Source organism: Micromonospora sp. CNZ303 (genome assembly GCF_004345505.1).
The window spans coordinates 97,985-121,396 of record NZ_SLVT01000023.1 but is presented as its reverse complement, the minus strand read 5'-3'; the positions used below and the strand labels follow the sequence as shown (position 1 = coordinate 121,396).

Here is a 23,412-nt window from a genome sequence, read left to right as displayed (position 1 = left end):
TCGATGACCATCAACACCGGTGCCCCCGTCGTGGTGGGTGTGGACGGCTCGGCCGCCGCGCTCGACGCGGTCCGGGCGGCGGCGCGGGAGGCGGCGCAGCGGCAGCGTCCGCTGCGGGTCGTGCACGCCTTCATCTGGCCCCTGACGCGCGCCCCGCTCGGTGCCGCCGAGGGCGCGCCGGCCGGCGCCGGTCTGCGCAACCAGGCCGAGCGGTACGTCGCCGAGGCGATCGCCGAGGCCACCAGGACCGCCCCGGACGTGCCGGTGACCGGCGTGGTGGTCGACGGCGCGGCGACCCCCGTCCTGCTCGGGGAGTCCCGGGACGCCGCCCTGCTGGTGCTGGGCCACCGGGGCCTGGGCGGTTTCGCCGGGCTGCTGCTCGGCTCCGTCACCGTGCAGGTCTCCGCCCACGCGCAGGTCCCCGTCCTCGTGGTGCGCGGCGAGCAGCGCGCCGACGGCCCGGTCGTGGTGGGCGTCGACGGCTCCGAGTGCTCCCTCGAGGCCGTCGCGTTCGCCTTCGAGGAGGCGAGCCGCCGGGGCGCCCCGCTGCTCGCCGTGCAGGCCTGGCTCTATCCCACGCCGGTCGGCCCGGGTGACGTCCTGCCCCTGGCGTACGACCTGGACGCCTACGCCGCGGACGAGGAACGGACCCTCGCGGAGTCCGTCGCCGGTTTCGCCGAGCGCTACCCCGACGTGCCGGTGCAGCACCGGCTGGTCCGGGGCTCCCCGGGCGGCGTACTGGTGGAGGAGTCGAAGAAGGCCCAGCTGGTGGTCGTGGGGGCGCGCGGCCGGGGCGCGCTGGGCGGGCTGCTGCTCGGCTCCGTCAGCCACGCGGTGCTGCACCACGCGCACTGCCCGCTGGTGATCGTGCGGCACCCGAAGCGGGCCGACGCGTCCTGATCCGGTCACCGCACCACGACGCCGTCGCGTCGGCCGCTCCCCCGGCCGGCGCGACGGCGTCGACGCAAATGCCGGCGGGTCGGCGGTGCCCCGTCGACAATGGCCTGAGCGATCTCTGGGAGGGCTGATGAACCGACCCGTGGTGGTGGGTGTGGACGGATCACCGGCGAGCCTGCTGGCGGCGGAGCACGCCGCCCGGGCCGCCGTGCTGCGGTCCCGCCCCCTGCACCTGGTGCACGGCTACCTGCATCCACTCGGTTACGGCGTGCCGGTCAACCCGTACGACCTGGGGTTGCCGGCGCCGACCGAGGAGGCGCAGAAGATGTTGGAGACGACGGCCGCCGACCTCGCCGAGCGCTGCCCGGGGCTGACCGTCGAGGTACGCCAGGTGGCGGGCGGGCCGGGTGCGACGCTGGTCGAGGAGTCCCGGCGGGCCGAGCTGGTGGTGGTGGGCAGCCGGGGGCTGGGCGGCTTCGCCGGGCTGCTGCTCGGCTCGGTCGGCACGCAGGTGGCCGCCCACGCGCACTGCCCGGTGCTGGTGGTGCGCCCCGCCGAGGAGCCGATCCCCGTCGCCGGACCGGTGCTGGTCGGGGTGGACGGGTCGGAGCCCGCCGAGCTGGCGGTCGGGTACGCGGCCGACGAGGCGGCCCGCCGTGGCGACGGGTTGGTGCTGTTGCACGTCGGGCCGCCGGACCGCGCGTCGGCGGACGAGGCGACGGAGACGCAGGCCACCGAGCTGCTGGCCACCGCCGAGGCGGCCGTGCGGGGCAGCCACCCGGGGCTGGCCGTCGAGGCGCGGGTGCTCCGGGCGCCGAAGGCCGAGCAGGCACTCGTCGAGGCCAGCGGGGACGCGGCGCTGGTGGTGGTCGGCTCCCGGGGCCGGGGCGGATTCGCCGGGCTGCTGCTCGGTTCGGTCAGCCAGGCCCTCGTGCAGCACGCGCACTGCCCGGTGCTGGTGGCCCGCCCGTACGGTCACGCCCGCTGACGTGCCCCGACCCGCCGACCCCGGTCGGGGTCGGCGGGTCGGCGGCGATCAGTGGTCCCGACCGCCGAGCAGCTCGTCGAAGCTGGTGGTGAGGGCGAACGGGTCGGCGGGGCCGGTGGACGCCGGCCGCCGGTGGACCTGGTCGGCCAGCTCGCCGCCGGCGCGGGCGATCCGCGCCCGCAGCGCACCGTCGGCGGACCCGGCGGACCAGTCCTCACCGGCGGCGAAGACCGCGGTGGGGACCACGACCGACCGCAGGTGGGCGAACATCGGACGCAGCGCGTGCTCCAGCGCCAGCGAATGCCGGGCCGTTCCGCCGGTGGCGCCGACCAGCACCGGCCGGTCCGCGAGCGCGCCGGATCCGACCAGGTCGAAGAACGACTTGAACAACCCGTTGTACGAGGCGTGGAAGATCGGCGTGACGGCGATCAGCCCGTCCGCGCCGGTGACCGTGTCGAGCACCTCCCGCAGCGCGGGCGACGGGAAGCCGGTCAGCAGGTGGTTGACGACGTCGTGGGCGTGCTCGCGCAGCTCGACGGGGCGCACGTCGACGTCGTCGCCGCGCCGGGCCAGCTCGTCGCGGGTGGCCGCGGCGAGCTGGTCGGCGAGCAGCCGGGTCGACGAGGGCCGCCCCAGGCCGGCCGACACCACGGCGAGGGTGCGGCGGGTCATCGGCCCGCTCCCGTCCCGGCACGGTCCGCGGCGTCGCCGCTGGTGGCGGCGTCCCGCAGGGACGCGTGGGTGGGCGCGGCCGGCACGTGCGCCGGGCGCAGCGACTCGAACTCCTTGCGCAGCACGGGGACGACCTCCTCGCCGAGCAGGTCGAGCTGCTCCAGCACGGTCTTCAGGGGCAGGCCGGCGTGGTCCATGAGGAACAGCTGGCGCTGGTAGTCGCCGACGTAGTCGCGGAAGCCCAGCGTGCGGTCGATGACCTGCTGCGGGCTGCCGACGGTCAGCGGGGTCTGCGCGGTGAACTCCTCCAGCGACGGGCCGTGTCCGTAGACGGGCGCGTTGTCGAAGTATGGCCGGAACTCCCGTACCGCGTCCTGCGAGTTGCGCCGCATAAACACCTGCCCGCCGAGGCCCACGATGGCCTGGTCGGCGGAGCCGTGACCGTAGTGGGCGTAGCGCTGCCGGTAGAGCCCGACCATCCGCTGGGTGTGCTCCTTCGGCCAGAAGATGTGGTTGGCGAAGAAGCCGTCGCCGTAGTAGGCAGCCTGCTCGGCGATCTCGGGGCTGCGGATCGAGCCGTGCCAGACGAACGGCGGCACGCCGTCGAGCGGGCGCGGCGTCGACGTGAACGACTGCAACGGGGTGCGGAAGCGGCCCTTCCAGTCGACCACGTCCTCGCGCCAGAGCCGGTGCAGCAGGTCGTAGTTCTCGATGGCGAGGGGGATGCCGTTGCGGATGTCCTGGCCGAACCACGGGTAGACCGGCCCGGTGTTGCCGCGCCCCATCATCAGGTCCACCCGGCCGTCGGCGAGGTGCTGGAGCATCGCGTAGTCCTCGGCGATCTTCACCGGGTCGTTGGTGGTGATCAGCGTGGTGGAGGTGGAGAGCAGCAGGCGCTCGGTGCGGGCGGCGATGAAGCCCAGCATGGTGGTGGGCGACGACGGCACGAACGGCGGGTTGTGGTGCTCGCCGGTGGCGAAGACGTCGAGGCCGACCTCCTCGGCCTTGAGCGCGATCGTGACCATCGCCTTGATCCGCTCATGCTCGGTCGGCTCGCGACCGGTGGTCGGGTCGACCGTGACGTCGCCGACGGTGAAGACTCCGAACTGCATGACCAGCTCCTCGCGTTGTCCCTGGCCGGGGCCGCTGCGGCGCCCGGACGCACCGCACAACATGCTTGACGAGTCAACTATTCCGCCACCGGGGGCACCGCCAGTGGCCGCCGTCACGCCTCCCCGCGTCGCCCCGCAGCGGTCGCCGCGCAGGTCAGCGGCTACGCGGCACGTGCCGGCGGTAGGCGCTGACCGTCGGGTCGCCGGCGATCCAGAACCGCCATGGCACGTCGTGCGCGCCGGTGACGCCGACGCGCGGCCCTGCGGCGACCGCCTCGTCGGGCACCGGCACGTCGGCCGGGCGCAGCCGGACCGGACCGTCGCCGAGCAGCCAGCGGCCGTAGGCGCTCTTGTCGATGCCCAGGGCCGCGCAGAGCCGGGCGGGCCCGCGCGCGAGATCGACGTCCCGGCGTACGGCGGGGCGCCTCACCCGGGCCGCCTCGACGCCGTCGACCACCTCGCCGGCGCGCAGCAGCACCGCCGAGGCCTCCCCCTCGACGCCCGTGACGACGTTCATGCACCAGTGCATGCCGTAGGTGAAGTAGACGTAGGCGTGCCCGGCCGGCCCGAACATGACGGCGTTGCGCGGGGTGCGACCGCGGTGCGCGTGCGAGGCCGGGTCGCCGGCCGTCCCGGCGTACGCCTCGACCTCGGTGATCCGGACGGTCACGTCGCCGGCGGTCAGCCGGCAGCCGAGCAGGCGCCGGGCGGCCGGCACCACCGGGCCGGCGAGCAGGTCGGCCAGCCCCGCGAGGTCGGCGGGACGGGAGTCGGAGTACGCCACCACGGCACCGACCCTATCCGCCGGCGCCACCCGACGCCGGGCACTTATCAACAATCCGTTGACAACGTTACGTTGACGTGATGGGGTGTTCGCATGACCGACTCCTTCACCGCCCCCGACGCCAGCGCGTCCCGGGCCCACCGGACCTACGCGGCGCTGCACCGGATCGCCGAGCGGCACGCCGGCACCGAGGCTCAACGCCGCCGGCACACCAACCCCTACCTGCCGGACACCTACGAGGCGGTCGCGCTCGTCACCGCCCTGGCCGCCGGCGGGGCCGAGGTCGAGCCCGGCGAGGAGCCCGTCGACGAGGCGGACCTCGTCGCGGCGCTCACCCTCGTCCCGCACCTGCGCGCCGAGGTCGACACGATGGAGGCGGGGCTGCTGACGCTGGCACGCAGCCGCGGACTGACCTGGCAGCAGATCGCGTACGGGCTCGGGCTGGGCAGCGCGCAGGCCGCCAAGCAGCGCTTCGAACGACTCTCCGCCCGCACCGCCACCACCGAGTGACGCCGCCGATGGACGAGACTGGGCGCGGGATCGGTGTCGAGGAGGACGCGATGACGCGCGAGGAGATGCTGGCGTACTGCCTGGGGAAGCCGGGGGCCTGGCTCGACCGGCCGTGGGAGGGCGACGAGGTGGTGAAGGTCGGCAGCCGGATCTTCGCCTTCCTCGGCTCCGCCGGCGGCGACCAGCCGACCGTCGGGGTGAAGTGCGGCCCGAGCCGGGACGTGGCCGACGAGTGGCTGCACCGGCACCCGGGCGACGCGCGGCCGTCGCCGTACATCGGGCGCGCCGGCTGGAACACGCTGCGCCTGGCCGGCGGGATCGACGAGGAGGAGCTGATCGAGGCGGTCGACGCCTCGTACGACGCGGTGGTGGCGAAGCTGCCGAAGCGGGAGCGCCCGGCGGGCTGAAACCCCGCGCGACGCCGGCAGCGCCGCGCGGGGTCGGCGACTCAGCGGGGTACGACCCGCTCGGCGGCCCACTCCCGCCAGCCGGCGAGCTTGTCGGCGGCGGCGGCGAGCTGGTCGGCGACCGGCCCGGGACCGGTCGAGCCGGGCGTGGTCCGGGCGGCGAGCGCCGAACGGACCGAGAGCACGTCGCGCACCGACGGGTCGAGGTGCTCGCTGACCGCCGCGAGGTCGTCGTCGCTGACCTCGTCGAGGGCGCAGTCGCGGGCCACGCAGAGCGCCACCAGCCTGCCGGTGATCTCGTGCGCGTCGCGGAACGGCACGTTCCGGCGCACCAGCCAGTCCGCGACCTCGGTGGCGAGGGAGAACCCGACCGGCGCGGCGGCCACGAGCCGGTCGGCGCGTACGGTCATCGTGGAGATCATCCCGGCGAGCGCCGGCAGCAGCAGCTCCAGGGTGTCGACCGCGTCGAAGGCCGGCTCCTTGTCCTCCTGCATGTCCCGGTCGTAGCTCATCGGCAGGCCCTTGAGCATGGTGAGCACGCTCATCAGCCCGCCGACGAGCCGGCCGGACTTGCCCCGGGCCAGCTCGGCGATGTCCGCGTTCTTCTTCTGCGGCATGATCGACGAACCGGTGGCGAACGCGTCGTCCAGCTCCACCCAGCCGAACTCCTGCGAGGTCCAGAGCACCACCTCCTCGCCGAGGCGGGACAGGTGCACCCCGATCATCGCGGTGACGAAGAGGAACTCGGCGACGAAGTCCCGGTCGGCGACCGCGTCCATCGAGTTGGCGAAGGACGTGCGGAAGCCCAGCTCCTTGGCGACGGCCACCGGGTCCAGCGGCAGGCCGGAGCCGGCGAGCGCGCCCGCGCCGAGCGGGCTGACCGCCGTGCGGTGGTCCCAGTCGCTCAGTCGCTCCAGGTCGCGCAGCAGCGGCTGCACGTGGGCCAGCAGCCAGTGCCCGAACGTGACCGGCTGGGCGTGCTGGAGGTGCGTCATGCCGGGTGCGGCGGTCTCCACGTGCCGCTCGGCCTGCTCGACCAGGGCCTCGGCCAGCTCGACCAGCCGACCGGCCACGCCCCGGGCGTGGTCGCGCAGGTAGAGCCGCAGGTCGGTGGCGACCTGGTCGTTGCGGGACCGGCCGGCGCGCAGCTTGCCGCCGAGGCTGCCGAGCCGCTCCAGCAGGCCGCGCTCCAGGGCGGTGTGCACGTCCTCGTCGTCGACCGTGGGACGGAACTGCCCGGAGGCGCAGGCGGCCTCCAGGTCGTCCAGGGCGGCGAGGATGCGGCCCAGTTCGTCCGGGTCGAGCAGGCCGGCGCCCGCGAGCACCCGGGCGTGCGCCCGGGAGGCCGCGATGTCGTACGGGGCCAGCCGCCAGTCGAACTGCACGCTCACCGACAGGCGGGCCAGGGCCTCGGCGGGGCCGCCGGCGAATCGGCCGCCCCACAGGCTCGTGCGGTTGGTGGCGGCGCTGTTCTCGGTCAGGCTCTTGTCGTCCACGGCGCCCATTCTGGTGGTCATGGTCAGCAGCCGCCCAACCGGGCGTCCCGTGCGGCGGCCATCTCGCTGGGCAGGCCCCAGAGCCGCACGAAGCCCTTCGCCAGGGACTGGTCGAAGGTGTCGCCGGTGTCGTAGGTGGCCATGCCGAAGTCGTAGAGGCTGGCCTCGGAGCGGCGCCCGGTGACGGTGACCCGGCCGCCGTGCAGGGTCAGCCGCACCTCGCCGGTGACGTGCCGCTGCGCGTCGTCGATGAACGCGTCCAGCGCGCGCTTCAGCGGCGAGAACCAGAGGCCGTCGTAGACCAGCTCCCCCCAGCGCTGGTCGACGCCGCGCTTGAACCGGGCCAGGTCCCGCTCCACCGTCACCGCCTCCAGCTCCTGGTGGGCGGTGATCAGCGCGATCGCGCCCGGTGCCTCGTACACCTCGCGGCTCTTGATGCCGACGAGGCGGTCCTCGACCATGTCGAGCCGGCCGACGCCCTGGGCGCCCGCGCGCCGGTTGAGCTCCCGGATCGCCTGGTACGGGGTGACGGTCTCGCCGTCGATCGCCACCGGGACGCCGGCGTCGAAGGTGATCACGACCTCGTCGGCGTCGCGCTCCTGCGCCGGGTCGCAGGTGTACGAGTAGAGGTCCTCGACGGGCGCGTTCCAGATGTCCTCCAGGAAGCCCGTCTCGACGGCGCGGCCCCACAGGTTCTGGTCGACGGAGTACGGGGACTTCGCCGACACGTCGATCGGCAGCCCCTTCTCCTCGGCGTAGGCGATCGCCTTGTCCCGGGTCCAGGCGAAGTCCCGGGCCGGCGCGACGATCCTCAGGTCGGGGGCGAGCGCGCCGAGGCCGACCTCGAAGCGGACCTGGTCGTTGCCCTTGCCGGTGCAGCCGTGCGACACGATGGTGCCGCCGTGCCTGCGCGCCGCAGCCACCAGGTGCTTGACGATCAACGGCCGGGACAGCGCGGAGACCAACGGGTAGCGGTCCATGTAGAGCGCGTTCGCGCGGATGGCCGGCAGGCAGTACCCGGCGGCGAACTCGTCGCGCGCGTCGACCACCTCCGACTCCACGGCGCCGCAGTCCAGGGCGCGCTGCCGGATGGCGTCGAGGTCCTCGCCGCCCTGCCCGACGTCCACCGCCACGGCGATCACCTCGGCGCCGGTCTCCTCGGCCAGGTACGGGATGGCGACGGAGGTGTCGAGCCCTCCGGAGTAGGCGAGCACGACCCGCTCGGTCATGGTGTGGTGTTCCCTTCGACGTTCTCTTCGCGGCGGGCCCAGCCGGCGAGCTTGTCGCCGAGCGCGGCCCCGCCGACGGCCTCGCGGGCCACGACGAGGATGGTGTCGTCGCCGGCGATGGTGCCGACGACCTCGGGCAGGCCCGCCCGGTCCAACGCGCTGGCCAGGTATTGGGCTGCGCCCGGCGGAGTACGCAGTACGGCGATGTTGCCGCTGGCGTCGACCCCGTTGAGCAGCTCGCGCAGCAGTCGGACCAGCCGGGCCGGTGCCGCCTCGGCGTCGCGCAGCGGCCGGTGGCCGTCCTCGGGGATGAGGTAGACGGCCCGCCCGTCGCCGCCGCGCGCGGTGACCGCGCCCAACTCCTTGAGGTCCCGGGAGAGGGTGGCCTGGGTGACCTGGATGCCGTCGCCGGAGAGCAGGTCGGCCAGCTCGGTCTGCGAGTGGATCGCCTTGTCGCGGATCAGCTCGACGATGCGGGCGTGCCGGGCGGCACGGGTCAGCGGGGCGGTCATGGTGTCTCCCTGGTCGCGGCGACGCCCGGCGCCGCTGCGTCCGGGGCGGCGGGCGCGGCCCCGAGGAGGAACGTCAGCAGCGCCTTCTGGGCGTGCAGCCGATTCTCCGCCTGGTCGAACACGACGCTCTGCGGGCCGTCGAGCACCTCGTCGGTGATCTCCTCGCCCCGGTGCGCGGGCAGGCAGTGCAGCACGACGGCGTCGGGCGCGGCGTGCCCGAGCAGCGCGGCGTTGACCTGGTACGGCAGGAACGGGGTGGTCCGGTCCAGCCCGTCGTCCTCCTGCCCCATCGAGGTCCAGGTGTCCGTGGCGACCACGTGGGCGCCGGCCACCGCCGCCACCGGGTCGGTCAGCGCCTGCACCGACCCCCCGGTGCCGGCGGCGATCTTCGCGGCCCGGGCGACCACATCCGGGTCGGGGCCGAAGCCCGCCGGCCCGGCGACCCGGACGTGCATGCCGGCGGTCGCCCCGGCGAGCAGGTACGAGTGGGCGAGGTTGTTCGCCGCGTCGCCGACGTACGCCAGCGTCCGCCCGGCGGTGCCGCCGCAGTGCTCGCGGACGGTGAGCAGGTCGGCCAGGAGCTGGCAGGGATGGAAGCCGTCGGTGAGCGCGTTGACCACCGGCACGCTGGCGCCGTCGGCCACCTCGGCGATCCGGTCGTCGCCGTGGGTACGCAGCACGATCGCCGCGACGTAGCGGGACAGCACCCGGCCGGCGTCGGCCAGGGTCTCGCCCCGCCCGAAGTGGGTGACCTGGGTGTCCACCACGAGGGGGTGCCCACCCAACTCGGCGATGCCCACGTCGAACGAGAACCGGGTACGCAGGCTCTGCTTGTCGAACAGCACCGCCACCGACCGGGGCCCGGCCAGCGGCCGGTGACCGAACCGGTCGGCCTTCATCCGCGCCGCCAGATCGAGCACCGCCGACTGCTCGGCGGGGCTCAGGTCGTCGTCCCGCAGGAAGTGCCGGATCACGCCCCCGCCTCCGTCGTGCTCGGTATCGCCCCGCCGCCGGTGGACAGCCTTGGCGCGGTGGGCAGGGTGGGCAGGGTGGGCGGCGTGGACACGGTGGGCGGCGTCGAGGCGGTCGACGCGGTGGGCGGCGTCGACGCGGTGGGTGCGGTGGGTGCGGTGGGCGGCGTCGAGATCTTGGTAGGTTCCGGCCCCTGGAGGGGACGTTTCTCACCAAGATCCGACGCGGAGCCGGCGGAGCCGGCGGCGGCAGCCGGGGATGCGCCGACAGTCGCCGGGACGGAGGCGGCAGCGGCGGCGGCCGGGATCGAGCCGGCGGCGGCCGGGGACGCCGCGTCGAGGGCGGCCGGGAGGGCGCCCAGGAAGTCGTCGGCCTGGGCGACGGTGAGGATCAGCGGCGGCGCGAGCCGCAGCACGCCGGGCTGCGCCGGGTTGACCAGGAAGCCGGCCTCCCTCAGCGCCTCGGCGAGCACCTTGGCGACGGGCGCGGTGAGCACCACGCCGAGCAGCAGGCCCGCACCGCGTACGTTGTCGACCAGCGGGTGGTCGAGCGCCTCGATCCCCCGGCGCAGCCGCTCGCCGACCCGCGTGACGTGGTCGAGCAGCCCCTCGCTGGCGATTGTCGACACCACCGCGAGGGCGGCGGCGCAGCTCACCGGGTTGCCGCCGAAGGTGGTGCCGTGCGAACCGGGGGCCAGCAACTCGGCGGCGCGGCCGAAGGCCAGGCAGGCGCCGATGGGCAGCCCGCCGCCGAGGCCCTTGGCCAGGGTCACCACGTCGGGCTCGATCCCCTCGGCCTGGTGCGCGAACCAGTGCCCGGTACGCCCGACACCGGTCTGCACCTCGTCGAGCACCAGCAGCGCGCCGCGCCGGGCGGTGATCCGGCGTGCGGCGGCCAGGTAGCCGGCCGGCGGGACCACCACGCCGTTCTCCCCCTGGATCGGCTCCAGGATCACCATCGCGGTGGCGTCGGTGACCGCCGCCTCCAGGGCCGCCACGTCGCCGAAGTCGACGTGGGTCACCTCGCCGGGCAACGGGCGGAACGGGTCGGCCTTGGCCGGCTGGCCGGTAAGGGCGAGCGCGCCCATCGTCCGGCCGTGGAAGCCGCCCCGGGTGGCGACGACGTGCGTGCGGCCCGTCAGCCGGGAGAGCTTGAACGCCGCCTCGTTGGCCTCCGCGCCCGAGTTGGCGAAGAAGACCCGTCCCGGCCGCCCGGCCAGGGCCAGCAGCAGCTCGGCGAGAGCCACCGGCGGTTCGGCGACGTAGAGGTTCGAGACGTGCCCGAGGGTGGCGATCTGCTTCGACACGGCGGCCACCACGGCCGGGTGGGCGTGACCGAGGGCGTTGACCGCGATGCCGCCGACGAGGTCGACGTACTCCCGACCGGCGTCGTCGACCACGACGGCGCCGGAGCCGGCGACGAGGGCGAGCGGCGGCGTGCCGTAGTTGTCCATCATGGACTGTGCCCAGCGCTCGACGAGCGTACTCATCCGGCGATCGTGCCTTCCTGGTTGGCGGCGGCAGGGCTGACGGACCCGCCCCGCGCGCTGACGGTGTCCGGTTCGTTCGCGACTGCGGGGCTTGGTCGCTCCGCTCCCGCACTCCTCGCTCTCACGACACCCTCTCCGTTCGCGACTGCGGGGCTTGGTCGCTCCGCTCCCGCACTCCTCGCTCTCACGGCACCCTCCTTGTCCGCGACTGCGGGGCTCGCAAGCTCACTCCTCGCGCGAACGACCATGGTTCCGAATCCTTCCGAGGTGAAGACCTCCAGCAGCGTGGAGTGGGCGACCCGGCCGTCCACGACGTGCGCGGCCGGCACGCCCTGCCGCACCGCCCGCAGGCACGCCTCCATCTTCGGGACCATGCCGCTGGACAGCGACGGCAGCAGCGCCGCCAGTTCGTCGACGGTGATCTCGCTGATCAGGCTGTCGGTGTCGGGCCAGTCGGCGTAGAGGCCGGGCACGTCGGTGAGGACGACCAGCTTGCGGGCGTCGAGAGCGACGGCGAGGGCGGCGGCGGCGGTGTCGGCGTTCAGGTTGTGCAGCACCCCGTCGGCGTCGGGCGCCACGGTGGAGATCACCGGGATGCGGCCGGCCCCGATCAGGTCGGTGACCGCCGAGACGTCGACCGACTCCACGTCGCCGACCTGCCCGACGTCGACCGGTTCCCCGTCCACGTACGCGGGCCGCCGCACGGCGGTGAACAGCCCGGCGTCCTCGCCGGAGAGGCCCACCGCGAACGGGCCGTGGGCGTTGATCAGGCCGACGAGTTCCCGGCCGACCTGGCCGACCAGGACCATCCGGACCACGTCCATCGCCTCGGGGGTGGTGACCCGCAGGCCGCCCCGGAACTCGCTGGCGATGCCCAGCCGGCCGAGCATGGCGGAGATCTGCGGGCCGCCCCCGTGCACCACGACCGGCCGCAGGCCGGCGTAGCGCAGGAAGACCATGTCGGCGGCGAAGGCCCGCTGGAGCTCGGGGTCGACCATGGCGTTGCCGCCGTACTTGACCACGACGGTCGAGCCGGAGAAGCGGGCCAGCCAGGGCAGCGCCTCGATCAGCGTGGCGGCCTTGACCTGGGCGCGGGCGAGGTCGGTGGAGAGGCTCATGTCGAGTAGGCCGAGTTCTCGTGCACGTACGCGTGGGACAGGTCGTTGGTCCAGATCGTCGCCTCGGCGGCGCCGGCGTGCAGGTCGATGCGGATGGTGACGTCCCGGCCGGTCAGGTCGACCTTCGACCGGTCCTCGGCGGCGGCGCCGGAGCGGCACACCCAGACACCGTTGACGGCGACGTCGACGCCGTCGGGCTCGAAAGCGGCGGCGGTGGTGCCGACGGCGGCGAGGATCCGGCCCCAGTTCGGGTCGTTGCCGAACAGCGCGGTCTTGACCAGGTTGTTGCGGGCCACCGAGCGCCCCACCTCGACCGCGTCGTCCTCGCTCGCCGCGCCGACCACGTCGATGGCGATCTGCTTGGTGGCGCCCTCGGCGTCGGCGATGAGCTGCTGGGCCAGGTCGTGGGCGGCGGCGGTGACCGCCGCCGCCAGCTCGGCCGGCGTCGGCGCGATGCCGCTCGCGCCGCTGGCCAGCAGCAGCACCGTGTCGTTGGTCGACATGCAGCCGTCGGAGTCGATCCGGTCGAAGGTGACCCGGCACGCCTCCCGCAGGGCGGCGTCGAGGTCCTCCGGCCCGGCCACCGCGTCGGTGGTCAGTACGCAGAGCATGGTGGCCATCGCCGGCGCGAGCATGCCGGCGCCCTTGGCCATGCCGCCGACGGTCCAGCCGCTGCCCCGGGCCACCGCGGTCTTGGGCCGGGTGTCCGTGGTCATGATGGCCTCGGCGGCCGCCGGGCCGCCGTCGCGCGCCAGCCGGCGGATCGCCGAGCGTACGCCGGGAAGCAGCTTGCCCATCGGCAGCCGCTCGCCGATCAGGCCGGTCGAGCAGACCGCCACGTCGGCGGCGCCCAGCATCAGCCGTGGGCTGGCCGCGGTGAGCGCGGCGGCGGTGTGCTCGGCCGTGGCGTGGGTGTCCTGGAAGCCGGCCGGGCCCGTGCAGGCGTTGGCGCCGCCGGAGTTGAGGATCACGGCGCGCGCGACGCCGCCGCGCACCACCTGCTGCGTCCAGAGCACCGGCGCGGCCTTGACCCGGTTGGCGGTGAACACGCCGGCGACACCGGCGTCCGGGCCGTCGTTGACGACCAGCGCGACGTCGCTCGCGCCGCTGGTCTTGAGCCCGGCGGCCACCCCGGCCGCCCGGAACCCCCGTGGGGTCGTGACGCTCACTGCACCAGTCCTTCGTTCGTGGCTACGGAACTCACGGTGCGACTCCTTCGTTCGCGACTGCGGGGCTCCGCTGCGCTGCACTCCTCGCGCTCACGGCGCGACTCCTTTATTCGCGACTGCGGGGCTCCGCTGCGCTGCACTCCTCGCGCTCACGGTGCGACTCCCCAAGTGGAGAGGCCGGTCGTCTCCGGCAGGCCGCACATCAGGTTGGCGTTCTGCACGGCCTGGCCGGCGGCGCCCTTGCCGAGGTTGTCCAGCGCGCTCAGCACGATCATCCGGCGGGAGTCGACGTCGACCGTGGCCTGGAGGTGGCAGGAGTTGGAGCCGAGGGTGGCTGCGGTGTGCGGCCAGGCGCCCTCGGGCAGCACGTGCACGAAGGGCGCGTCCGCGTACGCCTCGGCGAGCACCGCCCGCGGGTCGACGCCCCGGGCCGGCACCGCCGTCACGGTGGCGAGGATGCCCCGGGGCATCGGCGCGAGCACCGGGGTCAGCGACAGGCCGGTCGCGCCGGTGGCCTGCTTGATCTCCGGGACGTGCTGGTGGGTGCCCACGCGGTAGGGCGACAGGTCGCCCATCACCTCGCTGCCGAGCAGGTGCGGCTTGGCCGCCTTGCCGGCGCCGGAGGTCCCGGAGGCCGCGACGACCACCACGTCGGCCGGAGAGGCCACGCCGGCGGCGATCAGCGGGGCGAGGGCCAGGATGATCGCGGCGGCGTAGCAGCCGGTGTTGGCGACCCGGGTGGCGCCGGCGATCAGCTCCCGCTGGCCGGGCAGCTCGGGCAGGCCGTAGGTCCACGGCCCGGCGTGCGTGCCGCCGTAGTAGTTGGCCCAGGCGTAGGGGTCGGCGAGCCGGTGGTCGGCGCCCAGGTCGACGACCCGGACCTCGGGCGGCAGTTGGGCCGCCAGGGCCGCCGACTGCCCGTGCGGCAGGGCCAGGAAGACCAGGTCCGCGTCGGCCAGCGTCGCCGCGTCCGTCTCGCCGAGGACCAGGTCCAGGCCGGCGAGCTGCGGGTGTACGACATCGAGCCGGTGCCCGGCCTGGCTGTGCGCGGTGGCGGCGACCAGCTCGAACTCCGGATGCCCGGCGACCAGGCGGATCAGCTCGCCGCCGGCGTAGCCGCTCGCCCCGGCGACCGCGACTCGGATACCCATCCCCACCTCCGCATGACTATGCAGAGGAGGCTAGCAAGCGGCGACGCCTCCCTGCAAGTTCATGCAGTCGACTGCATGGGAATGAGATCGGCCCCGAGCACGCTCCCACCCGCCTGTGGAGCCGGGGAAGGCGAGGGCTCCTCCCGCGCCGGCGGAAGGAGCCCTCGTCGTCACTCAGGCGCCGCGCAGGGTGGCGCCGAAGCGTTCCGCGGCGCGGGCGACCGCCGCGTCCCGGGCGGCCACCGCCTCCTCCACGGTCAGCGTCCGGTCCGGGGCCCGGAAGGTGAGCTTGTACGCCAGCGACCTGCGCCCCTCGCCGAGCTGCTCCGAGGCGTACACGTCGAACAGGCGCACCTGCTCCAGCAGCCCGCCGGCGCCCTCGACGAGCGCCTGCTGCACCTGCGCCGCGGGCACCGAGGCGTCCACCACCAGCGCCACGTCGATCAGCGCCGGGGGGAAGCCCGAGACGACGGGCCCGGACGCCACCGGGGCGGCCGGCAGCGCGTCCAGGTCCAGTTCCATGGCGCTGGTGCGCCGGGGCAGCTCCAGCGCCGCCACGACCGCCGGGTGCAGCTCGCCGGCGTGCCCGACCACCGTGCCGTCGACCAGCAGCTCGGCGCAGCGGCCGGGGTGCCAGGGGGCGTACTCGGCGGCCCGGACCTCGATCCGGTGCGCGGGGACGTCGGCGGCGGCCAGCACGTCCCGGCCGGCCTCCACGGCGTCCGCCCAGCCGGCCGGGCGGCCCGCGCCCCACCAGCCGGCCGGCTCGATGTCGCCGGTCAGCACGACGGCGACGTGCCGGGGCTGGTCGGGCACCACCGCGTCGGCGGCGGCGAACTCCTCGTCGGTGGGTCGCCGGTCCACGCCCATCGCCGGCGGGCGGCCGGCGTCGGGACGCGGGTGGAACACCGCGCCGATCTCGTAGAGGGCGAGGTCGCGCTGGCCCCGGCCGAGGTTGCGCTTCGCGATGCCGAGCAGCGGGCCGAGCAGCGTGGTGCGCAGCAGCGGCTCCTCCTCCGACAGCGGGTTGGCCAGTCGCACGGCGCTCCGGCGCGGGTCGTCGGCCGGCAGGCCGAGCTGGTCGGCCAGCCCGGGGGCGACGAACGGGTGCGCGAGCACCTCCACGTACCCCCGCTCGGCGAGCGACCGGGCCACGGCCCGGCGGCGGCGCTGCTGCCAGGTCAGGCCGCGGCCGGGCGGCGCGGTCGGCAGCACCGACGGCACCCGGTCGTACCCGTCGAGGCGGACCACCTCCTCGACCAGGTCGGCCGGGTCGGTCAGGTCGGGCCGCCAGGTCGGCGGGGTGACGCTGAGCGCGCCCCCGGTGCCGGCGGCCACGCCGACCTCGCCCGGGTCCTCGGCCAGCCGGTCGGCGCCCCGGGCCACCGTGCAGCCGACCTGCTCCAGCAGGGCGGCCACCCGCGCGGGCGGGTAGTTCACGCCGATCCGCCGGCTCGGCAGGTCGGCCGGCAGGACGACCGGGGTGCGCGGCCGGACGTGGTCGATGTCGAGGATCTCGTCACCGGCCGCGCCGCCCGCGTGCTCGGTGAGCAGCCGGACCGCCCGCGCGATGGCCACCAGCGGCAGGGCCGGGTCGACGCCCCGCTCCCACCGCTTCGCCGCCTCGCTGAACAGCTTGTGCCGGCGGGCGGTGCGCCCGACCATCACCGGGTCCCAGTGGGCGGCCTCGAAGAGCACGTTCGTCGTCCCGGCGACGACCTCGCTGGTCTCGCCACCCATCACGGCGGCCAGCGAGATCGGGCCGGTCCCGTCGCAGATGACCATGTCCTCGGGCGCGAGGGCGCGGGTGACCCCGTCCAGGGTGGTGAGCTTCTCCCCCGCCTCGGCGCGGCGGACCACCAGCGGCCCGGCGATCCGGTCGGCGTCGAAGGCGTGCATCGGCTGGCCCAGTTCGAGCATCACGTAGTTGGTGATGTCGACCGGCAGCGAGATGCTGCGGATGCCGGCGACGGTGAGCCGCCGCTGCATCCAGCCGGGGGTCGGCGCCGTCGGGTCGACGCCGCGCACGAGGCGGGCGGCGAACCGGTCGCAGCCGACGGTGTCGCGCACCTCGACCGGGTACGCCGGCTCGGCGGTGCCGCCGGGCGCGGGCGCCAGGCCCGGGTCGCGGAACGGCACGCCGAGGGCGTGCGACAGCTCCCGGGCCAGACCGCGGACGCTCATCGCGTACCCCCGGTCGGGGGTGATCTCCACGTCGACCACGACGTCGTCGAGGCCGACCACGGGCCGCGCGTCGTCGCCCGGCTTGGCCGGGGTGTCCTGGGGCAGCACGACGATGCCGTCGTGGTCGTCGCCCAGGCCCAGCTCCCGCGCGGAGCAGATCATGCCGTGGGAGTTGCGCCCGTACGTCTTGCGCGCACCGATGGCGAAGCCGCCGGGCAGCACGCCACCGGGAAGGATCACCACGACCCGGTCGCCGGGGGCGAAGTTGCGCGCCCCGCAGACGATCTCCTGCGGCTCGCCGGTGCCGTTGGCGTCGCCGACATCGACCCGGCAGAACCGGATCGGCTTCTTGAAGCCGGTCAGCTCCTCGATCTCGCGGACCTCACCGACCACCAGCGCACCGGTGACGGTCTCCCGCAGGTCCGCCACGGACTCGACCTCGATGCCGAGGCCGACCAGGGCCTGCTCCAGGTCGCCGGCGGGCAGGTCGGCCGGGAGGTCGACGTACTCCCGCAGCCAACTGACAGAAACTCGCATGACTCAGACCACCGTCTCCATGACTCGTACCCGCATCGCCTATGCCCCGGTCCCGAACGCGCGGGTGAACCGCACGTCGCCCTCGGCCATGTCCCGCATGTCGCTGACCCCGTGCCGGAACATCACCGTCCGGTCGATGCCCATGCCGAACGCGAATCCGGAGTAGACCTCGGGGTCGATGCCGCAGGCGCGCAGCACCCGCGGGTTGACCATGCCGCAACCGCCCCACTCGACCCAGCGCGGGCCGTCGCGGTGCTCGGGGAACCACACGTCGAACTCGGCCGACGGCTCGGTGAACGGGAAGTAGTGCGGCCGGAAGCGGGTCTTCGCGCCCTCGCCGAACATCGCCCGGGCGAAGTGGTCCAGGGTGCCGCGCAGGTGCGCCATGGTGATGCCCCGGTCCACCACGAGCCCCTCCACCTGGTGGAAGACCGGCGCGTGGGTGGCGTCCAGCTCGTCGGTGCGGTAGACCCGGCCCGGCACGATCACGTAGATCGGCGGCTTGCGGGTCAGCATGGTGCGCGCCTGCACCGGCGAGGTGTGGGTGCGCAGGACGAGGCCGGAGCCCTCCGTGCCCTCCGGCGGCGCGACGTGGAAGGTGTCCATCAGGCCGCGCGCCGGGTGGTCGGCGGGGATGTTCAGGGCGTCGAAGTTGGTCCACTCCAGCTCGACCTCGGGCCCCTCGGCCACCTCGTAGCCCATGCCGACGAACAGGTCGCTGACCTGCTCCATCAGGGTGCTGATCGGGTGTCGGGCGCCCCGGGGCCGCCGGTCGTGGGGCAGCGTCACGTCGACGCGCTCCTCCACCAGCACCCGTTGGGCCTGCTCCCGGTCCAGGACCTCCTGGCGGGCCGCGTACGCGGCGTCGATGGCGCGGCGGGCCTCGTTGACCCGCTTGCCGGCGTCGGACTTGGCGGCCGGCGGCAGCGCGCCGATCTCGCGGCGGGCCAGCGAGACCGGGGACCGGTCGCCGAGGTGCGCCGGGCGCAGCGCGGTCAGCGCGTCCGGGTCACCGGCCTCGGCGAACGCCTTCTCGGCGGCGGCGACGGCCTCGGCCAGGGCGGCCGGGTCGAGCAGGGCGACCTGCTTCGGGTCGTACGGATCGTTGCGGTAGCTCATGGCGTACGGGCACTCCCTCACGGCGGCGCCAGCCCTCACGGGCGGCGAAGCGAGTCTACGGACGCGCGGCTGTGCCGCAGCCCGCCGGTGGGAGTTGTGCGGAGAGCAGGTCAGGCCCGCCGCCCGCCGACACCGGCGGGCTGGCTAAACGAACGCCGTGGCGCGTTCATGGGCGGACGGTCTCCCCTGCGATCTGTCTCGACGGCCGGGTCACGACCGCCGCTGTGCTCTCGCCGAAGCGTACAGGCAGACGGCGGCGGCCGCAGCCAGGTTCAGGCTCTCGGCGCGCCCGTGCAGGGGCACCCGGACCCGGGCGTCGGCGGCGGCGGTGAGCGCCTCGGGCAGGCCGTGCGCCTCCGCGCCGAAGAGCCAGGCCGTGGGGGCGGCGAGCCGGCCGTCGTCGGCGAGGTCGTCGAGGTCGTCCTCGCCGTAGCCGGTGGTGGCGAGCACGGCGAGCCCGGCGGCGCGCAGCGCCGCGACGACGTCCACCGGGTCCGGCGCGCGGACCACGTCGACGTGGAAGAGGCTGCCGGCCGAGGCCCGCACGCACTTGCCGTTGTACGGGTCGACGGCCTCGCCGGCGAAGACCACCGCACCGGCGCCCGCGGCGTCGGCGGTGCGCAGCACGGTGCCGGCGTTGCCCGGGTCGCGGATCCCGGCGAGCACGGCCACCAGGCGGGGCCCGTCGGCCAGGGCCCGCTCCAGCGGCACGTCGAGGTGGCGGCAGACGGCGACGAGGCCCTGCGGGGCGACGGTCTCGGCCAGCGCGGCGAGCGCCTCGTCGGTCGCCTCGGAGACGGGCACGTCGGCACGGGCCGCGACGGCGGCCAGGTCGGCGTGCCGGTCCAGGGCGGCGGGCGTACCGAAGAGTTCGGTGACCACCCCCGGGCGGGCCAGGGCCTCGCGGACCGCCTGCGGCCCCTCGGCCAGGAAGCGGCCGGCGGCCTCGCGGTCCCTGCGGCGCTGCAACCGGCGGGCGGCGACGACCCTGGGGGTACGCGGGGTGAAGGGGCCGGAGACAGCGTCGAGGCGTCTCCCGCGCGATGGTGACTGCATGGGAGACGCCTCGATCTGCTGGTGGGCGGGGATCAGGCGGCCTGGGCCGCCGCGCCGCCGGTGCCCTCGGCCGCGACCGCGGCCCGGGCCAGCTCGACGATCGCCGCGAAGGCGGCGGCGTCGTTGACGGCCAGGTCGGCCAGGATCTTGCGGTCGACCTCGATGCCGGCCAGGCGCAGGCCCTGGATCAGGCGGTTGTAGGTCATCCCGTTGGCGCGGGCGCCCGCGTTGATCCGCTGGATCCACAGCTGCCGGAAGTCGCCCTTGCGGTCGCGACGGTCCCGGTAGGCGTACTGCATCGAGTGCAGCACCTGCTCCTTGGCCTTGCGGTAGAGGCGGGAGCGCTGACCGCGGTAGCCGCTCGCGGTCTCCAGCAGGGTACGACGCTTCTTCTGGGCGTTCACAGCCCGCTTGACGCGTGCCATCTCAACTCCTAATTACGTAAGGTGGCGCGCGTCAGCGGCCGAGCAGCTTCTTGATGCGCTTGACATCGGCCTTGGCCAGCACCACGGTGCCGGTCAGCCGACGGGTCTGGGTGGAGGGCTTCTTCTCCAGGTTGTGCCGGAGGCCGGCCTGCTGGGCAACGATCTTGCCCTTGCCGGTCACCTTGACCCGCTTGCCCATCCCCGTGTGGCTCTTCATCTTCGGCATGTGGAACGTCTCTCCCCTGTTACTCGCCGCTGTTGTCGGCGACGGTGCCGGTGTCACCGGCCGCTGCGGGCTCGCCGGCCGGGGCGCCCTCGGCGTCCCGCTCCCGCGGCCCGCCCCGGGTGGCCGTGGCGGCGACCGCGGCGGCCTTGGTGGCGCGGTGCGGCGCGAGCACCATGATCATGTTTCGACCGTCCTGCTTCGGAGCAGCCTCGACGTATCCCAGCTCCGAGATCTCCGACTCGAGCCGGCGCAGGAGCCGGTAACCCAGCTCCGGGCGGCTCTGCTCGCGACCGCGGAACATGATCGTCACCTTGACCTTGTCGCCCGCCTTGAGGAACCGCACCACGTGACCCTTCTTGGTCTCGTAGTCGTGCGGGTCGATCTTCGGGCGGAGCTTCATCTCCTTGATGACGGTCTGCTGCTGGTTACGCCGCGCTTCGCGCGCCTTCAGTGCGCTCTCGTACTTGAACTTGCCGAAGTCCATGAGCTTGCACACCGGCGGGCGCGCCATCGGCGCAACCTCGACCAGGTCCAGGTCGACGTCCGCGGCCAGCTGAAGGGCGCGCTCCAGCGGGACGATGCCCACCTGCTCACCCTCGGGGCCGACCAGTCGGACCTCACGTGCCCGGATCTGCTCGTTCACGCGTGGTTCGACGCTGATGGGGCCTCCTCGAGTCGGAATCTCTACGTGGCCGACCCTCGCGGCTCCCGGGTGGGAGCCGACCCGGAAAGCAGAAGGCCCCGGCGCATGCCAGGGCCCGCTCGACCGGTCGGCACGATCACATGATCGCGCATCCGGTGCCGGGACGTGCCCGGAACCGGTGACCGGACCCGGCCACCGTGGTGGCGACTCGGGTGGGAGCAGGCGCTCCTCTTTCACGGCTGCACGCATGGGCGCGATGCGCACACACGAAGACAGCCTGGTCGACTTGGTAACACTACACCCTCGCCCGGACAGCCTCCCAACTGGGCACCCGGGTCAGCGGCCGGCGGCGCCCTCGGTGAGCCGGGCCTGGTGCGCCTGGTGCAGCCGGCGCAGGGCGCGGACCCCCTCGACGGCCCGCTCCTTGTCGGCGGCCTGGAGGGCGACCATCGGCAGCAGGTCGTCGTCGTGCAGCTCCAGGCTGGCCCAGGGCGCGCCCCGGTCGAAGCGGACCCCCCGGACGACCTCCCACGGCAGCTCGTACGAGCCGACAAGGTTGCGCACGCGCACCCCCGACGCGTTCGCGTCGACCCGGGGACGGGTGAAGATCAGGACGGCGAGCGCACCGAGGACGCCGAGCCCGACCATCGCGATCTGGTCGCCCCGCTGGAAGCTGCCGTAGCCGTTGCCCGTCGCGCCGCTCAGCGAGGTGGCCAGCAGGCTGAACACCACGAACAGCACGGCCGCGCAGGCCCAGCAGACCACTCGGATGCGGCGCGGGCGCAGGTGGACGGACTCGATTTCGCTCACCCCACCAGTCTGCCACCCGGTCCCGGCCGTTCCCGCGCCGCCACACGTTCCGGCACTGCCCGGGCGCTTTCCCCGGGACCCGGACCCCGCCGGCCGGCCCCCCGGCCGGCGACCAGGGCGGCCGCCAGGGTGAGCAGCGCGCCGGCGAGCACCGGCAGCCGCAGGCCGGGGCCGCCCGGCAGCAACGCGTCCAGCAGCAGGGCGCCACCCAACTGGCCGGCGACCAGGGCGAGCCCGGTGCGCAGCACGCCGACCGCGGGGACCCCGACCAGCAGGGCGGCCACGATGACGACGCCGAGCAGGCCGCCGGTGTAGAGGTACCAGTCGTCCGGCCAGGTCGGGCCGGGCCCGGTGAGGGCGCCGGCCAGCGCCGCGACCAGCAGCACGACGGGCGTGGCCGTGGCGAAGTTGACCACCATCCCGGCGGCGGCCGAGCTGGCGGCCGAGACCCGCGCGTTCAGCGCGGACTGGAGCGCGACACCGAGCCCGCCCGCCACGGCGAGCAGGACCAGGCCGAGGGCGAGGTCGCCGACGGGCTGGCCGAGCTGGGCCAGCGTCACGGCGGTCACGCCGAGCAGCGCACCGGCCACCCGGGGCGGGGTGAGCGCCAGCCGCCCCACCGGCGCCAGCCCGGCCCGGTCGACGGCCAGCCCGCCGAGGCTGCCGCCGGCGACCTGGGCGATGGTGAAGACCGCCACCCCGAGCACCGGCACGATGTACGCGCCGGCCAGCACGATGCCCGCGCCGCCGAGCCCGCCCAGGTACGTCCACCAGGGCAGCCGGGCCCGGCGCAGCGCGGCCAGGCCGGTGCGCGCCGAGGGCAGCGCCAGGACCCCGAGGCCCACCAGCAGGGCCCCGCCGAGGTTGTTGACCACCGCGCCCAGGGTCGCGTTGCCGGCCCGCTCGCCCAACTCGGCGTTGGCCGCGCCCTGGGCCGCCGAGGCGACGCCGGCGAGGGTGACCAGGGTCAGCGCCGCCCACGGCGGCAGGGCGCGCGACACCGGGGGCGGCACCGGGGTACCCGTCGCCGTGGGCGTACGACTCACAGCCGGCAGGCGTGGATGTTGGTGACCAGGATCGCGCGGGCCCCGAGCTCGTACAGCTCGTCCATGATCCGGTGCACGTCGTCGCGGAGCACCATCGCCTGCACCGCCACCCAGCCCTCGCGGTGCAGCGGGGAGACGGTCGGCGACTCGATGCCCGGGGTCAGCGAGCTGGCCCGGTCGAGCAGGCCGGCCGGCACGTCGTAGGCGAGCATCACGTAGCGGCGGGCGACCAGCACCCCGTGCAGCCGGCGCAGCAGCTGCGCGGCCTGCGGGTGGGCCTCGGCGTCGGCGCGGCGGACCAGCACCGCCGACGAGCGCAGCAGCGGCTCGCCGAAGACCACCAGGCCGGCCTGGCGCAGCGTGGTGCCGGTCTCGACCACGTCGGCGACCACGTCGGCGACGCCGAGCCGGATGGCGTTCTCCACCGCGCCGTCGAGGCGGGTCACCTCGGCCTTGACGCCCAGCTCCGCGAGGTGCCGCTCGACGAGCCCCGGGTACGCGGTGGCGATCCGGTGCCCGCCCAGCTCCCGCACGTCGTCGACGTCCTCCGGGCGGGCGGCGAAGCGGAAGGTGGCCCGGCCGAAGTCGAGATCCATGACCTCCTCGGCCGGCGCGCCGGAGTCGATCAGCAGGTCCCGGCCGGTGATCCCGACGTCGAGGTCGCCGGAGCCGACGTAGGTGGCGATGTCCTTCGGGCGCAGGTAGAAGAACTCGACGTCGTTGGGCTCGTCCCGGCAGACCAGGTCCTTCGGGTCGGTGCGCTGGCGGTAGCCCGCCTCGCGCAGCATCTGGGCGGCCTTCTCGGCCAGGGCGCCCTTGTTCGGAATGGCGACACGCAGCATGACGGAGTGCTCCTTCGA

General features: G+C 74.7%; 23 protein-coding genes and 1 pseudogene. 4 read left to right on the top strand and 20 right to left on the bottom strand.

What is annotated here, in order from left to right; all coding sequences use genetic code 11:
• Window positions 1-3 precede the first annotated feature (3 nt).
• Together EV374_RS28315 and EV374_RS28310 are read left to right on the top strand one after the other, a co-directional pair.
• Entirely contained in the window at window positions 4-900 is an 897-nt protein-coding gene (locus EV374_RS28315) for a universal stress protein (protein WP_132240202.1), read from the top strand.
• Window positions 901-1,027: 127 nt separating this feature from the next.
• On the top strand, window positions 1,028-1,885 hold the full coding sequence (locus EV374_RS28310) for a universal stress protein (RefSeq protein ID WP_132240201.1): 858 nt from the start codon (window positions 1,028-1,030) through the stop codon (window positions 1,883-1,885).
• A gap of 48 nt (window positions 1,886-1,933) precedes the next feature.
• On the opposite strand, the gene EV374_RS28305 is transcribed toward EV374_RS28310, so the two are convergent.
• The 3 genes from EV374_RS28305 to EV374_RS28295 all read right to left on the bottom strand — a co-directional run bounded on the left by EV374_RS28305 (window position 1,934) and on the right by EV374_RS28295 (window position 4,453).
• Complete coding sequence (locus tag EV374_RS28305) at window positions 1,934-2,557, bottom strand: FMN reductase (RefSeq protein WP_132240200.1); 624 nt, start codon at window positions 2,555-2,557, stop codon at window positions 1,934-1,936.
• The gene (locus EV374_RS28300; RefSeq protein ID WP_132240199.1) at window positions 2,554-3,669 is read right to left on the bottom strand and encodes an LLM class flavin-dependent oxidoreductase; all 1,116 of its coding nucleotides are present in this window, start codon (window positions 3,667-3,669) and stop codon (window positions 2,554-2,556) included. The genes EV374_RS28305 and EV374_RS28300 overlap by 4 nt, the downstream gene beginning before the upstream one ends.
• Before the next feature lie 154 nt (window positions 3,670-3,823).
• Window positions 3,824-4,453 carry a DNA-3-methyladenine glycosylase gene (locus tag EV374_RS28295; RefSeq protein ID WP_486486014.1) on the bottom strand — a complete coding sequence of 210 codons (630 nt, stop codon included), beginning with the start codon at window positions 4,451-4,453 and terminating at the stop codon, window positions 3,824-3,826.
• Window positions 4,454-4,546: 93 nt separating this feature from the next.
• Here EV374_RS28295 and EV374_RS28290 point away from each other — a divergent pair, with 93 nt between their 5' ends.
• Window positions 4,547-4,963, top strand: coding sequence for a DNA-binding protein (locus tag EV374_RS28290; RefSeq protein ID WP_132240197.1), 417 nt, complete (start codon window positions 4,547-4,549; stop codon window positions 4,961-4,963).
• Window positions 4,964-5,013: 50 nt separating this feature from the next.
• On the top strand, window positions 5,014-5,370 hold the full coding sequence (locus EV374_RS28285; RefSeq protein ID WP_132240196.1) for an MmcQ/YjbR family DNA-binding protein: 357 nt from the start codon (window positions 5,014-5,016) through the stop codon (window positions 5,368-5,370).
• A 41-nt stretch (window positions 5,371-5,411) separates the two neighbouring features.
• Here the strand turns inward: EV374_RS28285 and argH are convergent, their stop codons facing one another.
• From argH to hisG, 17 genes and pseudogenes are all read right to left on the bottom strand, one after another.
• Complete coding sequence (gene argH, locus EV374_RS28280; protein ID WP_132240217.1) at window positions 5,412-6,875, bottom strand: argininosuccinate lyase; 1,464 nt, start codon at window positions 6,873-6,875, stop codon at window positions 5,412-5,414.
• A 14-nt stretch (window positions 6,876-6,889) separates the two neighbouring features.
• The gene (locus EV374_RS28275) at window positions 6,890-8,095 is read right to left on the bottom strand and encodes an argininosuccinate synthase (protein WP_132240195.1); all 1,206 of its coding nucleotides are present in this window, start codon (window positions 8,093-8,095) and stop codon (window positions 6,890-6,892) included.
• Window positions 8,092-8,607 (bottom strand): arginine repressor, encoded by a 516-nt coding sequence (locus EV374_RS28270; protein WP_132240194.1) that lies wholly within the window; start codon window positions 8,605-8,607, stop codon window positions 8,092-8,094. The genes EV374_RS28275 and EV374_RS28270 overlap by 4 nt, the downstream gene beginning before the upstream one ends.
• Window positions 8,604-9,581: an ornithine carbamoyltransferase gene (argF, locus tag EV374_RS28265; RefSeq protein WP_132240193.1), complete on the bottom strand. Its 978-nt coding sequence runs from the start codon at window positions 9,579-9,581 to the stop codon at window positions 8,604-8,606. The genes EV374_RS28270 and argF overlap by 4 nt, the downstream gene beginning before the upstream one ends.
• The gene (locus tag EV374_RS28260; protein ID WP_486486009.1) at window positions 9,578-11,068 is read right to left on the bottom strand and encodes an aspartate aminotransferase family protein; all 1,491 of its coding nucleotides are present in this window, start codon (window positions 11,066-11,068) and stop codon (window positions 9,578-9,580) included. Before EV374_RS28260 ends, argF begins: the two co-directional genes overlap by 4 nt.
• 233 nt (window positions 11,069-11,301) lie before the next feature.
• Window positions 11,302-12,186, bottom strand: a pseudogene (gene argB, locus EV374_RS28255) (acetylglutamate kinase); the annotation flags it as partial.
• A complete protein-coding gene (gene argJ, locus EV374_RS28250; protein WP_132240192.1) occupies window positions 12,183-13,355 on the bottom strand; it encodes a bifunctional glutamate N-acetyltransferase/amino-acid acetyltransferase ArgJ in 1,173 nt (390 codons plus the stop codon). The pseudogene argB and the gene argJ, both read right to left, overlap by 4 nt.
• 149 nt (window positions 13,356-13,504) lie before the next feature.
• Entirely contained in the window at window positions 13,505-14,506 is a 1,002-nt protein-coding gene (gene argC / locus EV374_RS28245) for an N-acetyl-gamma-glutamyl-phosphate reductase (protein WP_132240191.1), read from the bottom strand.
• Window positions 14,507-14,680: 174 nt separating this feature from the next.
• Complete coding sequence (gene pheT, locus EV374_RS28240) at window positions 14,681-17,227, bottom strand: phenylalanine--tRNA ligase subunit beta (RefSeq protein WP_132240190.1); 2,547 nt, start codon at window positions 17,225-17,227, stop codon at window positions 14,681-14,683.
• Between the two features lie 39 nt (window positions 17,228-17,266).
• The gene (pheS, locus tag EV374_RS28235) at window positions 17,267-18,346 is read right to left on the bottom strand and encodes a phenylalanine--tRNA ligase subunit alpha (protein ID WP_132240216.1); all 1,080 of its coding nucleotides are present in this window, start codon (window positions 18,344-18,346) and stop codon (window positions 17,267-17,269) included.
• Window positions 18,347-18,556: 210 nt separating this feature from the next.
• A complete protein-coding gene (locus EV374_RS28230) occupies window positions 18,557-19,402 on the bottom strand; it encodes a TrmH family RNA methyltransferase (RefSeq protein WP_132240189.1) in 846 nt (281 codons plus the stop codon).
• A gap of 32 nt (window positions 19,403-19,434) precedes the next feature.
• On the bottom strand, window positions 19,435-19,827 hold the full coding sequence (rplT, locus tag EV374_RS28225; protein ID WP_030335718.1) for a 50S ribosomal protein L20: 393 nt from the start codon (window positions 19,825-19,827) through the stop codon (window positions 19,435-19,437).
• A gap of 31 nt (window positions 19,828-19,858) precedes the next feature.
• Window positions 19,859-20,053 carry a 50S ribosomal protein L35 gene (rpmI, locus tag EV374_RS28220; protein ID WP_007458415.1) on the bottom strand — a complete coding sequence of 65 codons (195 nt, stop codon included), beginning with the start codon at window positions 20,051-20,053 and terminating at the stop codon, window positions 19,859-19,861.
• Window positions 20,054-20,072: 19 nt separating this feature from the next.
• On the bottom strand, window positions 20,073-20,696 hold the full coding sequence (gene infC / locus EV374_RS28215) for a translation initiation factor IF-3 (protein WP_089000940.1): 624 nt from the start codon (window positions 20,694-20,696) through the stop codon (window positions 20,073-20,075).
• Window positions 20,697-21,032: 336 nt separating this feature from the next.
• Window positions 21,033-21,506 carry a PH domain-containing protein gene (locus EV374_RS28210; RefSeq protein WP_132240188.1) on the bottom strand — a complete coding sequence of 158 codons (474 nt, stop codon included), beginning with the start codon at window positions 21,504-21,506 and terminating at the stop codon, window positions 21,033-21,035.
• Entirely contained in the window at window positions 21,503-22,552 is a 1,050-nt protein-coding gene (locus EV374_RS28205; RefSeq protein WP_486486008.1) for a DMT family transporter, read from the bottom strand. The genes EV374_RS28210 and EV374_RS28205 overlap by 4 nt, the downstream gene beginning before the upstream one ends.
• Window positions 22,549-23,394: an ATP phosphoribosyltransferase gene (gene hisG, locus EV374_RS28200; RefSeq protein ID WP_132240187.1), complete on the bottom strand. Its 846-nt coding sequence runs from the start codon at window positions 23,392-23,394 to the stop codon at window positions 22,549-22,551. Before hisG ends, EV374_RS28205 begins: the two co-directional genes overlap by 4 nt.
• Window positions 23,395-23,412 lie beyond the last annotated feature (18 nt).

Excerpts from the sequence above, each read along its gene's own strand:
- EV374_RS28260 (WP_486486009.1), bottom strand. The coding sequence starts at position 11,068 with ATGAGTACGCTCGTCGAGCGCTGGGCACAGTCCATGATGGACAACTAC.
- EV374_RS28310 (WP_132240201.1), top strand. The coding sequence starts at position 1,028 with ATGAACCGACCCGTGGTGGTGGGTGTGGACGGATCACCGGCGAGCCTG.
- EV374_RS28305 (WP_132240200.1), bottom strand. The coding sequence starts at position 2,557 with ATGACCCGCCGCACCCTCGCCGTGGTGTCGGCCGGCCTGGGGCGGCCC.
- rpmI (WP_007458415.1), bottom strand. The coding sequence starts at position 20,053 with ATGCCGAAGATGAAGAGCCACACGGGGATGGGCAAGCGGGTCAAGGTG.
- pheT (WP_132240190.1), bottom strand. The coding sequence starts at position 17,227 with ATGCGAGTTTCTGTCAGTTGGCTGCGGGAGTACGTCGACCTCCCGGCC.
- EV374_RS28275 (WP_132240195.1), bottom strand. The coding sequence starts at position 8,095 with ATGACCGAGCGGGTCGTGCTCGCCTACTCCGGAGGGCTCGACACCTCC.
- hisG (WP_132240187.1), bottom strand. The coding sequence starts at position 23,394 with ATGCTGCGTGTCGCCATTCCGAACAAGGGCGCCCTGGCCGAGAAGGCC.
- rplT (WP_030335718.1), bottom strand. The coding sequence starts at position 19,827 with ATGGCACGCGTCAAGCGGGCTGTGAACGCCCAGAAGAAGCGTCGTACC.
- EV374_RS28270 (WP_132240194.1), bottom strand. The coding sequence starts at position 8,607 with ATGACCGCCCCGCTGACCCGTGCCGCCCGGCACGCCCGCATCGTCGAG.
- pheS (WP_132240216.1), bottom strand. The coding sequence starts at position 18,346 with ATGAGCTACCGCAACGATCCGTACGACCCGAAGCAGGTCGCCCTGCTC.
- EV374_RS28285 (WP_132240196.1), top strand. The coding sequence starts at position 5,014 with ATGACGCGCGAGGAGATGCTGGCGTACTGCCTGGGGAAGCCGGGGGCC.
- EV374_RS28300 (WP_132240199.1), bottom strand. The coding sequence starts at position 3,669 with ATGCAGTTCGGAGTCTTCACCGTCGGCGACGTCACGGTCGACCCGACC.
- EV374_RS28230 (WP_132240189.1), bottom strand. The coding sequence starts at position 19,402 with ATGCAGTCACCATCGCGCGGGAGACGCCTCGACGCTGTCTCCGGCCCC.
- argC (WP_132240191.1), bottom strand. The coding sequence starts at position 14,506 with ATGGGTATCCGAGTCGCGGTCGCCGGGGCGAGCGGCTACGCCGGCGGC.
- argH (WP_132240217.1), bottom strand. The coding sequence starts at position 6,875 with ATGGGCGCCGTGGACGACAAGAGCCTGACCGAGAACAGCGCCGCCACC.
- EV374_RS28315 (WP_132240202.1), top strand. The coding sequence starts at position 4 with ATGACCATCAACACCGGTGCCCCCGTCGTGGTGGGTGTGGACGGCTCG.
- EV374_RS28290 (WP_132240197.1), top strand. The coding sequence starts at position 4,547 with ATGACCGACTCCTTCACCGCCCCCGACGCCAGCGCGTCCCGGGCCCAC.